Here is a 12,762-nt window from a genome sequence, read left to right as displayed (position 1 = left end):
TGGCGGAGGGGAAACACCCGGTCCCATTCCGAACCCGGAAGTTAAGCCCTTCAGCGCCGATGGTACTGCATGGGAGACTGTGTGGGAGAGTAGGACACCGCCGGACATTTTTTAGGAAGGCCCCGCCAGAAATGGCGGGGCCTTTCGTATTTCTGGGGGCTTTCGGTCAAGGGTGCGTGAGGGCTTTCGCGTAGTTGGCCAGCGAGCGGTTGTAGCGCGGCAGGTGACGGGAGAGCGCCCCGAGGGCCAGAGCGGCGGCCTCGCGGTCCCGTCCGAGGTCGGTGAGTGCCAGGGCGAGAAAGGCCGTCACGGCGTCGTCCAGCTCGTCGGAGCCGGCGTCGCGTTCGGCGGTGAGCAGACTGACGCTTTCGTCGGCCTGGCCGAGATTGCGCAGCGTGCTGGCGAACTGGATCGTGGCCCGGCGCCGGTGCGACTCGGGAAGGCCTGCCGCGAAGGCGCGCCGGTAATGAACGGCGGCCTCGGCCTCATGGCCGATGGAGTCATGAGCAGAGGCCAGTTCGTACTCTGCAATGGCGTTTCCGGCGGGCAGTTCATCGGCCATGCTTTTGACCTTGGCGAGGAATGCCTGCGGTTCGTGCTCGTCGAAGGCGGCCCAGAGGTCGGCGATCCGCTGTTTCCACTGGTCGTCTGGAGTGGGCATCGCAGCATCCTTCCATACCGTCCCAGAGGCGGCGAACCATGATCCGCTTCTCGACCGCACGGTCCTGGAGCAGTGAGGGCTTCAGACCGGGCCCTCGTCGGGGGCCGCAACGCGTGTGCAACGTGTGGTGGGCGAGAATCGGACCGTTCGGCGATGCCGGGCACATGGTCGCGCCGGTGCCGACCCACACATTTGCACCGGCGCGGCCACCGTCCTTCCTCACGCCTTCGAGTGCTGCCTCTCGACGATCCGAGTGCGGGGGGTGTCGCGGCCGGTCAGGCCGAAGAGGATCGTTCCGGCCACGGCACAGGTTCCGGCGATGATCGGAAGCGTCCCCGGGCCGAGCGAGTCGATGGCCCAGCCGCCCAGGCCCGCGCCCAGCGAGGCGCCCAGGTAGACCGCGCTGCTGCTCAGCGCGAGCGCCTGCGGGCCCGCCGCGGGGCCTGCCAGGGCGAGGACGCGCGCCTGCACGGGCGGCGGCACGGACCAGGCCCCCGCCGACCACGCCAGCAGCAGCGGGACGACCACGACCAGATGCGCGGGACGCGCCGACCAGCACAGCGCCAGCCCGGCCATCGCGGCGGCGAACACCGCTGCGGCGATGGCGAACGCCCGCCGCGGACCGACGCGGTCGACGAGAGTGCCGCTGAGCCGTGCCCCGGCGATGCCGGCGATGCCCGTCAGCGTGAGCAGAAGGCCAAGGCCGGCCGGGGTCACGCCTGCCATGCCGTGCAGCAGCGGCGCCAGATACGTCTGGATCACCATGTTGCCGAACACCGTGACGGACGCCGCCATCAGTGCGCACAGAACGGCGGGCGTCCCCAGGGGGCGGAGTCGTTCGCGGAGGCCGGTGGCCGGAGCCGACGGCACGTCGGGCAGGGCGACTCGGAGGAGCAGCAGCGCCGCGGCGCCGAGGACCCCGACGGCAAGGAACGTCGCGCGCCAGCCTGCTGCGGCGCCGATCCACGTACCGAGTGGTACCCCGGCGACCACGGCGCCGGTCAGGCCGGCCGTGACGGTGGCGAGGTGGCGGCCCCGGCGCTCCGCGGGCGAGAGCGCCGCCGTGGCCGCGAAGACGGCAGGGAGAGTGAGGGCCGCGGCGAGCGCCGCGAGGATCCGCAGCCCGAGCAGAGCCGGATAGGACGGCACGAACGGCACCGCGAGGTTGGCCGCGCAGAACAGCAGCAGGCCGCAGGTCAGCAGGTTCCGCGGGGATCGCTGGGCGGTCGCCACGGCGGCGGCCGGGGCGACCGCCGCGCAGGTCACCGAGAAGACGGTGACGAGCTGGCCGGCGGCGACCTCGGTGACCGACAGGCCGCGGGCGATGGACGGCAGCACGCCGGCGATCACGAAGTCGTCGGTCTGCAGGGCGAAGGCGGTGAGCGCGAGCGCGGCGAGCCAGGGCGTGCCGGTTGGACGTCGAGGAAGGGGCATCCGGTTAAGGTAACACTCGTTACCCTATAGGCTGGTCGCCCGACGGAGAAGGAGGCGCGACCGGTGGCCAGGCCCCGCGACCCGCATCGCCGCACGCAGATCCTCGACGCGGTGCTCGACCACCTCGCCGAGACCGGGCTGTCCGGGCTCTCCATCCGTCCCGTCGCCCAGGCGCTCGGGCAGAGCACGCGCGTGCTGACCCACCACTTCGCCGACAAGGAGGCGCTGCTCGCGGCGCTGCTCAAGCGGCTCGACGAGATCCAGCACGAGCAACTGCGGGCCACCGAGGGCTGGGACGACACCGGCCGGGGGATCGGCGCGATCGTCCGCGACTCCTGGCGACGGCACCTGGCGCCCGAGAACATCGCGCACACGCGGCTGGTCCACGAGATCGAGGGGCTCGCCGCGGCGGGCCGGCTCGGCGACCGGGTGCCCTCGTTCCTGGCCGCGCGGGCCGAGTTCGTCGCCGGCGCGCTGGTCGCCCGCGGCCTGGACCCGGAAGACGCGCGCGTCAGTGCGACCTTCCTCAACGGCGCCTACTCCGGGTTGCAGGCCGACTTCCTCACCACCGGCGATCGTGAGCGCGCCGAGGCCGCCCTCGACCGGCTCTGCGCCCTCGCCGACTCCTGGACGGCCGGACGCACCCGCTGACCCTTCGCGACCGCGGAGCCGCGCGTTTGTCAGTGCGGCGCGGGCCGGTGAGCCGATGATGTTGGCGCCGGGCCATAGTCACGGAGTAGCGGGAGGCGCACAGTCGGGGGACCCCGGTCTCCCACCCCCTGGAGTCTCGATGAGATCCGCCGCGCCGCGCGGGTCGTCCCTCCGGACGGCCCTGCTCCTGCCGATCGCCACCGCCGCCGCGCTGGTCGCCGCGTCCGGTGCCGCGCTGGCCGACGACCCGCCGCCCGCGGGGTCCGTGCCGCCCGACCAGGACCCGTTCTATTCCGCACCCGCCGACATCGGCACGTACGGGCCGGGCCAGGTCGTGGCGAATCGGAAGATCACTCCCAAGTCCGGGAACCTGGGCGACACGGTCGACGCCTGGCAGATCTCCTACCGCACGAACGACTCGCACGGCACGGCGGAACTGGCGGTGACGACGCTGCTGGTGCCGAAGAAGGCGTGGACGGGCGGCGGCGCCCGCCCCGTCGTGTCGGTGCAGGCCGCGGAGGACTCCACCGGGACGCAGTGCGCACCGTCCTACGGCATCTCGGCGGGGGCCGGCATCGCCGGTGCGGGCACGCTGTTCGCCTCCCCGGTCCTGGACAAGGGCTGGGCGGTCGCCATGCCCGACTTCGAGGGCCCCAAGTCGGTGTTCATGGCGGGCCCGCAGGCGGGGCACGCCGTCCTCGACGGGATCCGCGCCGTGCAGAACCTCGGCGCCGGCGGGATCGGCGCGTCCAACACGTGGGCGCTGGACGGCTACTCCGGCGGCGCGCAGGCCACCGGGTGGGCCGCCGAGCTCCAGCCGGCCTACGCGCCGGACGTCCGGCTCGCCGGCGCGGCGATGGGCGGCACGCCCGCCGACCCGGCCGCGGTGGCGCGGTCGCTGGACGGCGGCCTGTTCTCCGGCTTCGAGGCCGCCGCCACCGTCAGCCTCGACACCGAGTTCCCCGAGGCCGGCATCCAGAAGCTCCTCAACGACAAGGGGAAGCAGGCCCTGAGCGACTCGCGGAACAAGTGCCTCACCGACCTGCTCATCGGCTTCCCGTTCAAGAAGCTCGCCGACTACAGCACCGTCCCCGATCCGCTCGCCGTGCCGTCGGTCGCCGCGATGCTGAAGAAGAACACGATGGGCTCCGCGGCGCCCGCCGCGCCGGTGTTCGACTACCACGCCAACACCGACGAGATCGTGCCGGTGGGGCAGGCGGACGCCGTGGTCAAGGCGTGGTGCTCGAAGGGCGCGAAGGTCCAGACCGTCCGCGACGCGGTGGGCGAGCATGCGCTGGAGGCGCTGGTCCGGCAGAACGACGCCCTGGCGTTCCTCGCCGACCGGTTCGCCGGCAGGCCGGCGTCGAGCACCTGCTGACCGGTGGCCGTCAGGGCGCCGTGTGCGCCCAGGTGAAGAGCGTGAAGCTCCGCCGCTCGCTCTGGACGACGGTGGCCGGGGCGTCGGTCGGCCGGTAGCCGGCGGCCCGGGCCACCGCGATGCTCGGGCCGTTGTCCTGCTCGATCTCCAGCAGGGCACGGGGGAGGCCGGCCTGCGCGTGCGCGTACTCGGTCATCAGCTGGAGCGCGCGCGAGGCGAGCCGCTGCCCCCGGTGCTTCGCGCCGACGATGTAGCTGATGGTGCCGAGCACGAGGTCGAGGCGTATCTCGCCTTTGGCCTCGAAACCGTCGGTGGTGATCGCCAGCTGCACGCGCTCGCCCTTGCCGATCGCCCCGCGCGCCTGATCGAGGTACCGGCGCGCGGCCGGCCGATCGAACGGCGAGGCGAGCGGCGTGCGGTGCGCGACCGCCGGGTCGTCCAGCAGCGCGACCAGGACGTCCAGGTCGTCGTCGGTCCATTCGCGGAGCACCAGGCCGTTCCCGTGCAGGCCGGACGGCGGGGGCGTCTCCTCCATCGGGCACCTCCCATCGCGTTGGCGTCCCACGTCCGCGGCGGGCGCGCCCGGGTCAGGCGCCGGGCGGTCGCCGGAACGCGGCGGCGTTGCGGGCGCACCAGTCGGCGAACGTCCGAGGGGCGCGTCCTGTCAGCCGCTTCACCATATCCGTGCGGAACCCGGCGGTGTCGGCCCGCATCAATCTGAAGCCCTCGACGAGCGCCTCGGCGAGCGCCGGGGGAGCGCCGCCGGGGAAGCGGGTGCGGACGGCCTCCTCCGGCGTGCGCACCTCGCGGACCCGCAGCTCCCGCCCGACGGCGCGGGCCAGGACGGCGACCTGTCCCGCGACGGTGAACAGGTCGTCGCCGGTGAGGTCGTACGCCTCGCCGGCGTGGCCGTCCTCGGTCAGGACGGCGGCGGCCACGGCGGCGATGTCGGCGGTGTCGATCGGTGCGAACCGGCCGGGACCGGTTGGATCCAGGACGTATCCGCCCTCCCGGATGGTCGGCAGCCACTCCAGCGCGTTCAGCATGAAGCCGCCGGGGCGCAGGATCGTCGCGGGAATGCCGGACGCGCGGACGATCTCCTCGCGCTCGTGGTGCCAGCGGCCCATGGCGGGCATCGGATCGCCGAGGACGTTCGTCGACGACAGGAGCACGATGTGCCGGACCCCGGCGGCGCCGGCGGCCGCGACGGCGTTCGCCGTCCGGGACGTCCCGATGCCGGGCGTGAGGAGGAACAGCCGCTCGACCCCGGCGAAGGCGGGCGGCAGGGTCGCGGGCTCGTCCAGGTCGGCGACGGCGCGCTCGGCGCGGTCCGGCAGCCCGGCGGCGCGGGCCGGGTCGCGGACGAGGATCCGCACGTCCGCGCCCTTGGCGTCCAGGTCGCGGACGAGATCGCGGCCGATGTTCCCGGTGGCTCCGGTGACCAGTAGCATGGCGGCTCCAGTAATCGTTTGCCGTCTAATGAACATGCGGAACGCTAGCCGGTTAATGATTAGCCGTCAATCGATCGCCGTTGGGAGACCGATGCCCGAGTTCCTGGACCTGCACGGCCGCACGTCCAAGGCGTTGCGCGCGGCCGCCGACGAGGGCATGCGCCGGCACGGCCTGCACCTGGGGCAGAACCACCTGCTGGCCGCTCTCTGGGAACGCGACGGCCGCACCCCCGGTGAGATCGCCGCGGAGGTGAACGTCACCACGCCCACCGTCGTCAAGATGGCCACCCGGATGGCCGCCGCCGGGCTGCTGACCCGCCGCCGCGACGAGCGCGACAACCGGCTCGTCCGGCTCTGGCTGACCGATCAGGGCCGCGCGCTGCGCGAGCCGGTCGAGGCGGAACGCCGCGCGCTGGAGGAGGCGGTCCTGGCCGATCTCACCGCCGCCGAGCGCGAGCACCTGATGGCCGCGCTGGTGAAGATCCACCAGGCCGCGGCCGCTCTGCTCGGCGGAGCCGTCACGACGGGCCGAGCGCCCGGACCCGGATGAGCAGGGCGCTCACGTTGTCGTGGCCGCCGGCGTCCGCGCCGAGCCACGCGGCCAGCGCGCCGTGGGCACCGCTGTCGTCCTCGGTGAGCGCCATGCCCGGACCCGTATCGGGCAGCCAGTAGGCGCGGCTGTCGCCGACCCAGCAGGCCCAGACGCCGTCCGGTCCGGCGATGCCGGCGACATAGGTGCAGGCGGGCGCGTCGTGGACCGACCCGGCCAGCGCGGCGACGGCATGGGCGGCGCGTGCCGCGGCGGCCGTGAGCGCGGTCTCCGGCAGGACGCCGGCCCGCAGCCGGGCGGCGGTCGACGCCGCGCCCACCTCGGCCGCGACCTGCGCCACGCGCTCCGGCCGCGGCGACATGGAGACGCCGTCGCAGACGACGCCGACCGTCCACGCGACCGCGGTGGTCAGCGCGACGGCGTCGGCGTTGACGCCGCGCCGGAGGCCGCGGTCGCTGACCGCCGCGGCGCCGCCGGACGCGATCTCGACGCGGGCGCGGAATGCGGGCTGCGCCTTTCCGCAATCCCAGCAGTGGCCGTCGGGCGCGACCGTTCCGCCGCAGTGAACGCAATCGGACGAGCCCCGCACCGATCACCCCGTTCTGTCAGAGGGCGCTGTTAGCTTCCGGGGCATGACCCTACTCGCGAGATATGAGGACGGCGATTATCGAGCCGAATTCGATAGGCTCGTGATCCGCGGATTCTGGCCCGCCGGCGTCGGCGGGACGGGCGAACTGCGCCATCTGAACGTGCCGCTGCTGGCGGAGCACTCCTTCGGCGGGCGCGGCAAGGGCGACGTCGCGGCCGGTGGCGCCGGATGGGTCGTCGGCACCGCGGCGCCGCACGCGCATGTCGTTCTCGAGGCCCATGACGGTCCGCCGCCGCATGAGGCGGCCGGGTGGTCCGACGCGATGGAGACGCCCTTTCTGACATCCCGCGCCGAGATCGGGTTGACGCATGCGATCGGCGACGATTTCGCGGGCGGCCTGAAACTCGCGCGGCCCGGCCTCCAGCGAGTGCGCGTGTTCCGCCGGCGCATATCCGACGGGCACCGATGGCTCCTGCAGTTCTGGCCGGTGGCCGGGATTCCGGAGGCGCCGCGTTTCGCGGGCCGCGCCCGTCCGGCGGTCGGCGCGGGCCGGGGGGACAAGCGCTACGGGCCGCTGGCGATGGACGTCCTCTCCGTCGCGCTGTGGTCGCCGGGCCGGCACACCCGCGCCGGGCTGGCGAGGCGCCTCCTGGCGACCCCCGAGCAGGTCCGGGAGGCCCTGCGGTACCTGACCCGGCGCGGGCTGCTCCGCGTCGGCGGCGCCGTGGACGGCGACCCGACCTCGGTGATCGCGCTGGTCCCGCTCCGCCCGCGGTCCCAGGACGCCGCCGTCCGGTGGCCGACGGCCGGCTGAGGGCGATCGTCCGCCGATATTTCGGATCGCTGATCCGGAATAGGGTACGGTCGGCGGCATGGGACGGCGGAAGACGCGGACGGACGCGCTGCGCGGCGACCTGCTCGCGGTCGCGGCGCGGCTGCTGGCCGCCGGCGGCGCCGGCGCGGTGACGACCCGGGCGGTCGCGGCCGGCGCGGGCGCGTCGCTGGCCGCGGTGAACGAGCTGTTCGGCGGGAAGGCCGGGCTCGCCCGCGCGCTGTTCGCCGCCGGCTTCGCCCGGCTGGCCGCCGACCTGCGCGCCCTGGAGCCCACCGGCGACCCCGAAGCCGACGTGCTGGAGTTGGCGCTCGCCGTGCGGTCGTTCGCCCGGCGCGAGCCGCACCTGCACGAGGTGATGTTCTCCCGGCCGTTCGCCGAGTTCCGCCCGGAGCAGGCCGACGCCCGCGCGGCCGAGGACATCTACGCGATCGTCGTCGGCCGGGTCGCCGCCGTCCTGGGTCCGGACCGCGCCGAGGGCGCCGCCAAGGACTCCGCCGTCGGCCTGTTCGCCACCGTGCAGGGGCTGCTCTCCCTGGAAGCGTCCGGCCTGCTCGGCGGCACCCCCGAGACGGCGGAGCGGCGCTTCCGGCTGACGGTCACCGCGGCGCTGCGCGGCCTTTCCGACGCGGACCGTTCCCCTCAGGAGGCGAGATGACCACCGCACCCGCGGGCTTCGTGCCCTACGACCGTCCGAGCCCGCTGATCACCGCGATCGGCGGCTTCGCTCGGCACGCCGCCGACCCCCTGCGCGCCGGGTTCGCCGTCGACGGCCCCAAGACGAACGCGCGCGGGCTGCTGCACGGCGGCGTGATCGCCGCCGTCGGCGACGTGGCGATCGGGCACGCCCTCGCCGTCCGCACGGACCCGCCGACGCCGCTCATCACCGTCAACCTCTCCTGCGACCTGGTGGGCACCGCACGCGAGGGCGACTGGGTCGACATCGCCGTCACCCCGACCCGGGTCGGCCGCAGGCTCGCGGCGGGAACGGCGGCGTTCACGGCGAACGGCCGCGTCATCGCCACCGTGACCGCCCTGTTCATGCCGTCCTCCGTCCCCGCCCGCTGACGTCGCGGACGGGTCAGGCGGCGTAGTTGCGGACGAGGCGGAGCGCCTCCGCGGCGTCCGGTCCCTCGGCGCGCAGGCCGGTCTGCTCGGGCGTGAGGCGGCGGGCGCCCACCCTGCAGAACTCCGCCGCCGGTCCGGTGATCCGGTTGGGCGCGGCGGGGTCCCCGAACGTCCACCGCGTTCCGTCGGGCGCGGTGAGGTCGCAGAAGACCGGCGCGTCCGGGCGGCCGGCGACGGAGAAGGCGTAGGGCAGCGTCCGGTGGGCGAGCCGCGCGATGTGCCGCAGGCGCGCCGTGTCCGGGTAGGCGATGCCCAGCGGGACGGTGATGTCCTGCGCGTGCGCCCAGTGCTCGGCGAGCCGCGTGGTGGCCAGCGTCCGCGGGGACAGCGGCGTTCGCACCCAGCTGAGGCGGGTGCCCGGCGGGTGGGCGCGCAGCGCGTCCGGCGTGGCGAACGCGGCCTTGCGCCAGCGTGCGAGCAGCTCGCCGGGCGGCGCTCCGCGCTCGGCGGCGACCAGTTCCGCCATGGCGCCGTCGACGGTGGTCGCGGTGGACGGCAGGAACGCGGCGCCGTCGGTGATGGACGGCGCGGTGACCACCTCTTCGCTCTGCGTGAGATGCAGGACCACGTCGGCGACCGTCCAGCCCGCCGCGTCCGACGGCGCGGACCACTGGTCCGGGGTCAGCGCCGCCAGGACGGCGTCCAGTTGCCGGTACTCCGCCGCCAGGTCATCGAAGACGTCCACCATCCCGCCACCATACCGAATGGCGTTCGGTTCGGTATGGCCGTGAGTGGCCGCGAGGCTCAGCGGGCGAGGAGGCCGACGACGCCCGTGGTCCCCTCGTCGGCGTGCCCGTCGTCGAGACGGCGCCGCATGAGGTCCATGAACGGGGTGAGCAGTTCGGGGCTGACCCGCTGCTCCTCGGCCGTGCGCAGGAGCGTCGCGTTGCCCCGGACCATCATGGCGAGGTTGGACGTCACGCCCCGGGTGTAGTCGCCGCTCTCCAGGTGTTCGGCGACCCCGTGCGCGTATCCGGCCATGGCGGTGAGCCAGCCCGTGAGCATCGGGGCGAAGTCCTTCAGCGGGACGTCCTCGTCGCGGACGAGCGCGAAGGCGTGCGCGATCCCCGCCATCATCGCCGTCATGGCGCTCAGCAGCGCCACGTCGTGGAGGGCGGCAAAGCCGGGGTCCGCGCCGACGAAGGTGGCGCCGGCCGGCACGGCGAGCGCGGCGCGGTGCTCCTCGAACAGCGCACGCGACCCGCTGTAGAGGACGTAGCCGCCCGAGCCCGCCACGCCGATCATCGGTGGGACCGCCATGATCCCGCCGTCCAGGAACCGCGCGCCCCGCTCCCCGGCCCACGCGGCGCGTGCGCGGGCCTGGCCGGGCGTGCCGGTGGTGAGGTCGACCACGTCCTTGCCCGCGAGGTCGGCGTCCGCGAGGACCGCGCGGACGGAGGCGTCGTCGAGCAGGCAGGTGACCACGAGGTCGCTCGCCGCCACCGCCTCGGCCACCGTCGCGGCGACCGCGGCGCCCTCGGCGGCGAGCGGCCGGGCGCGGCCGGGCGTGCGGTTCCAGACGGTCACGGGGTGCCCGGCGGCGAGCCACGCCCTGGCGAGCGCGGTGCCCATGGCGCCGAGGCCGAGCAGGGCGATCGGGTGCTTTCCGGAAGTGTCGTTGTCCATGCCGATTAGGCTGGTCGGCGAACCCGAAGATGATCAAGTACGCACTTCGAAGTGCGTGCGCACCTCCGGGTAAGCGACCAGGTGGGGGAGTGGCCATGGCGACCGGGCGCCGGCCGGGTGCGTACGTCTGCGGGATCGACGCGGCGATGGACGTGATCGGCGGCAAATGGAAGGTGCTGATCCTGTGGGCGCTCAACGAGCGGCCCTGCCGCTTCGGCGAGCTGCGCAGGAACCTGCCGGGCATCACCGAGAAGGTGCTCGCCTCGCATCTTCGGGAGCTGGAGGCGGACGGGATCGTGCACCGCGAGGAGTACGAGGAGGTCCCGCCGCGCGTCGAGTACTCGCTGACCGCCCTGGGCGTCTCGCTCAACACGGCCCTGGCGCCGCTGGGCGCCTGGGGGCGCGAGCACGTCCTCGGCGCCGCGGAGCACGCCCGGAACGCCGTTCACCAGGTGCCCGGACGGGCCTAGGATCCGATCATGCTGACCGCAGCGCTCGCGTTCGCCGGCGCCGCGTTGATCATCAACGTGGTACCGGGGCTGGACACCCTGCTCGTCCTGCGGACGTCCGTCGCCCAGGGGCGGTCCGGCGGGCTCGCGGCGGCGTCGGGGATCCTCACCGGCTGCTGCGTGTGGGGCCTCGCCACCGCTGTCGGTCTGACCGCGCTGCTGACCGCGTCCCACGTCGCCTACGACGTGCTGCGCGTCTGCGGGGCCGCCTACCTCGTGTGGCTGGGCGCGACGGCGCTGTGGAAGGCCCGCCGCAAGGAGGCCGTCCGGGAAGCGGTGCCGGAGCCGGTCGCGGCGGCGACGAGACTCGGGGCGTTCCGCGCCGGGGTCGGGACCAACCTGCTGAACCCCAAGGCCGGCGTCTTCTACATGAGCCTGGTCCCGCAGTTCATGCCGCACGGGGCGCCGGTGTTCGGCATGACGGTGCTGTTCACGGCCATCGACCTCGCGGAGCTGGCCGTCTGGTACTGGGTCGTGTCGGGGGCCGCGGCGAAGCTGGCGGAGCGGCTCCGGCGGCCGGAGGTGCGGCGGCGGCTGGAGCAGGTGGCCGGTGTCGCGTTCCTCGGTTTCGCGGCGAACCTTCTGGCCGATCGCGCCTGACGGGTCCGGATCGGCCGTAGGCTTCACGGGTGACCGAGAAGCTTTGGGAGATCGAGCCGTCGGGGCCGCTGCGCGGCGACGTCACCGTGCGGGGGGCGAAGAACGCGGTCAGCAAGCACATGGTCGCGGCGATGCTCGGCGCGGAGGCGAGCACGATCCGCAACGCGCCCGACGTCGGCGAGGTCGGGATCACCGCGGGGATGCTCGAGCACGTCGGGATGACGGTGGAGCGGTCCGGCGGCGAGATCGCCGTAGTGCCGGGGCCGGTGGCGGATCCGAGCGTCGGCAAGGCGTTCACCGGGCTGAACCGGATCCCGATCCTGATGCTCGGCCCGCTGCTGCACCTGACCGGGGAGGCGTTCGTCCCGCTGGTCGGCGGCGACCCGATCGGGCGGCGGCCCGTCGACTTCCACGTGGACGCGCTCCGCGCGTTCGGCGCCGAGGTCACGCTCGCCGCGGACGGCATCCACGCGCGCGCCTCCAGGCTGGTCGGCACGCGGATCGACCTGCCCTACCCGAGCGTCGGCGCCACCGAGACGGTGCTCCTGGCGGCGGTCCGGGCGCAGGGCAAGACGGTCATCCGGAACGCGGCGACGGAACCGGAGATCATCGAGCTGGCGCTGTTCCTGCAGCGGATGGGGGCGCGGATCTCGTTCGCGCCCGACCGCAGGATCGTGGTCGAGGGCGTCGAGCGGCTGAGCGGGGCGGTGACGCGGCTGGCCGGCGACCGGATCGAGGCGTTCTCCTACCTCGTGGCGGGCCTGGTCACCCGGGGCGAGGTCCGGGTGCACGGCTGCCCGCAGGACCGCCTCGTCACCGCGATCACCACGCTGGCCCGGATGGGCGCCCGGTTCGAGATCACCGACGACTGGATCATGGCGTCGGCGCCGGACGGGCTGCGCCCGGCCGCGGTGCAGACCGACACGCACCCCGGGTTCGCCACCGACTGGCAGACCCCGCTGATGGTGCTGTTCACGCAGGCGGACGGCATGTCGGTGCTGCACGAGACCGTCTACGAGAACCGGCTCGCCTACGTTCCGGCGCTGCAGGGCATGGGCGCCGAGATCGAGGTCTACGACACCTGCCTGGGCGGGCCCGCGTGCCGCTACCACGACACGGCGGCGCTGCACTCGGCCGTCGTGCGCGGGGTGACCAAGCTGCGCGGCGGCGACGTGACCATGCCCGACATCCGGGCCGGGTTCTCGGCGGTGCTGGCCGCGGCGGTCGCCGAAGGGCCGTCCACGCTGCGGGGCGTCCACCACATCGAGCGCGGCTACCACCGCCCCGTCGAGCAGTTCCGCGCCCTGGGCCTCGCCCTGCGCGCGGGTTAGCCGCGCGCCTGCCGAGCCTGGA

At 74.1% G+C, this 12,762-nt stretch carries 16 protein-coding genes and 1 rRNA gene; 10 read left to right on the top strand and 7 right to left on the bottom strand.

Annotation, left to right across the window (positions count from 1 at the left end):
• A 5S ribosomal RNA gene (gene rrf, locus ACA514_RS39585) occupies positions 1-106 on the top strand; the annotation flags it as partial.
• A 60-nt stretch (positions 107-166) separates the two neighbouring features.
• Here rrf and ACA514_RS39580 read toward each other — a convergent pair.
• A complete protein-coding gene (locus tag ACA514_RS39580; RefSeq protein ID WP_375046436.1) occupies positions 167-661 on the bottom strand; it encodes a tetratricopeptide repeat protein in 495 nt (164 codons plus the stop codon).
• Positions 662-880: 219 nt separating this feature from the next.
• Positions 881-2,095, bottom strand: a complete 1,215-nt coding sequence (locus tag ACA514_RS39575; protein WP_375046435.1) for an MFS transporter — start codon at positions 2,093-2,095, stop codon at positions 881-883.
• 63 nt (positions 2,096-2,158) lie between these two features.
• On the opposite strand from ACA514_RS39575, the gene ACA514_RS39570 reads away from it, so the two are divergent.
• Positions 2,159-2,746, top strand: a complete 588-nt coding sequence (locus ACA514_RS39570) for a TetR/AcrR family transcriptional regulator (protein WP_375046434.1) — start codon at positions 2,159-2,161, stop codon at positions 2,744-2,746.
• A gap of 139 nt (positions 2,747-2,885) precedes the next feature.
• Positions 2,886-4,124, top strand: coding sequence for a lipase family protein (locus ACA514_RS39565; protein ID WP_375046433.1), 1,239 nt, complete (start codon positions 2,886-2,888; stop codon positions 4,122-4,124).
• A 10-nt stretch (positions 4,125-4,134) separates the two neighbouring features.
• Here the strand turns inward: ACA514_RS39565 and ACA514_RS39560 are convergent, their stop codons facing one another.
• A complete protein-coding gene (locus ACA514_RS39560; RefSeq protein WP_375046432.1) occupies positions 4,135-4,659 on the bottom strand; it encodes a GNAT family N-acetyltransferase in 525 nt (174 codons plus the stop codon).
• 52 nt (positions 4,660-4,711) lie between these two features.
• Positions 4,712-5,575 carry an NAD(P)H-binding protein gene (locus ACA514_RS39555; RefSeq protein WP_375046431.1) on the bottom strand — a complete coding sequence of 288 codons (864 nt, stop codon included), beginning with the start codon at positions 5,573-5,575 and terminating at the stop codon, positions 4,712-4,714.
• Between the two features lie 91 nt (positions 5,576-5,666).
• Here ACA514_RS39555 and ACA514_RS39550 point away from each other — a divergent pair, with 91 nt between their 5' ends.
• Positions 5,667-6,125, top strand: coding sequence for a MarR family winged helix-turn-helix transcriptional regulator (locus ACA514_RS39550; RefSeq protein ID WP_375046430.1), 459 nt, complete (start codon positions 5,667-5,669; stop codon positions 6,123-6,125).
• On the opposite strand, the gene ACA514_RS39545 is transcribed toward ACA514_RS39550, so the two are convergent.
• Positions 6,094-6,714: a protein phosphatase 2C domain-containing protein gene (locus ACA514_RS39545; protein ID WP_375046429.1), complete on the bottom strand. Its 621-nt coding sequence runs from the start codon at positions 6,712-6,714 to the stop codon at positions 6,094-6,096. The two genes, ACA514_RS39550 and ACA514_RS39545, sit on opposite strands and share 32 nt — an antisense overlap.
• 100 nt (positions 6,715-6,814) lie before the next feature.
• Between ACA514_RS39545 and ACA514_RS39540 the strand changes: the two genes are divergently transcribed.
• The 3 genes from ACA514_RS39540 to ACA514_RS39530 are packed head-to-tail and all read left to right on the top strand — an operon-like array spanning position 6,815 to position 8,614.
• Entirely contained in the window at positions 6,815-7,528 is a 714-nt protein-coding gene (locus tag ACA514_RS39540) for a hypothetical protein (RefSeq protein WP_375046428.1), read from the top strand.
• 58 nt (positions 7,529-7,586) lie between these two features.
• Entirely contained in the window at positions 7,587-8,204 is a 618-nt protein-coding gene (locus ACA514_RS39535; protein ID WP_375046427.1) for a TetR-like C-terminal domain-containing protein, read from the top strand.
• Positions 8,201-8,614, top strand: coding sequence for a PaaI family thioesterase (locus ACA514_RS39530; protein WP_375046426.1), 414 nt, complete (start codon positions 8,201-8,203; stop codon positions 8,612-8,614). The genes ACA514_RS39535 and ACA514_RS39530 overlap by 4 nt, the downstream gene beginning before the upstream one ends.
• 13 nt (positions 8,615-8,627) lie before the next feature.
• Here ACA514_RS39530 and ACA514_RS39525 read toward each other — a convergent pair whose 3' ends face one another.
• Together ACA514_RS39525 and ACA514_RS39520 are read right to left on the bottom strand one after the other, a co-directional pair.
• Complete coding sequence (locus ACA514_RS39525) at positions 8,628-9,362, bottom strand: maleylpyruvate isomerase family mycothiol-dependent enzyme (RefSeq protein ID WP_375046425.1); 735 nt, start codon at positions 9,360-9,362, stop codon at positions 8,628-8,630.
• 56 nt (positions 9,363-9,418) lie between these two features.
• Positions 9,419-10,300 (bottom strand): NAD(P)-dependent oxidoreductase, encoded by an 882-nt coding sequence (locus ACA514_RS39520; RefSeq protein WP_375046424.1) that lies wholly within the window; start codon positions 10,298-10,300, stop codon positions 9,419-9,421.
• 95 nt (positions 10,301-10,395) lie between these two features.
• Between ACA514_RS39520 and ACA514_RS39515 the strand changes: the two genes are divergently transcribed.
• Genes ACA514_RS39515 through murA form a run of 3 tightly spaced genes read left to right on the top strand, consistent with a single transcriptional unit; the run spans position 10,396 to position 12,740 of the window.
• Entirely contained in the window at positions 10,396-10,770 is a 375-nt protein-coding gene (locus tag ACA514_RS39515) for a winged helix-turn-helix transcriptional regulator (RefSeq protein ID WP_375046423.1), read from the top strand.
• 9 nt (positions 10,771-10,779) lie between these two features.
• Positions 10,780-11,409, top strand: coding sequence for a LysE family translocator (locus ACA514_RS39510; RefSeq protein ID WP_375046422.1), 630 nt, complete (start codon positions 10,780-10,782; stop codon positions 11,407-11,409).
• A 29-nt stretch (positions 11,410-11,438) separates the two neighbouring features.
• On the top strand, positions 11,439-12,740 hold the full coding sequence (gene murA, locus ACA514_RS39505) for a UDP-N-acetylglucosamine 1-carboxyvinyltransferase (RefSeq protein WP_375046421.1): 1,302 nt from the start codon (positions 11,439-11,441) through the stop codon (positions 12,738-12,740).
• Positions 12,741-12,762: the final 22 nt, after the last annotated feature.

It is taken from the genome of Actinomadura sp. NTSP31 (assembly GCF_041951385.1).
Classification (GTDB): Bacteria; Actinomycetota; Actinomycetes; order Streptosporangiales; family Streptosporangiaceae; genus Spirillospora; species Spirillospora napierensis.
Note: the sequence above shows the minus strand (reverse complement) of the source record. Positions and strands in the feature narration are given on the sequence as shown.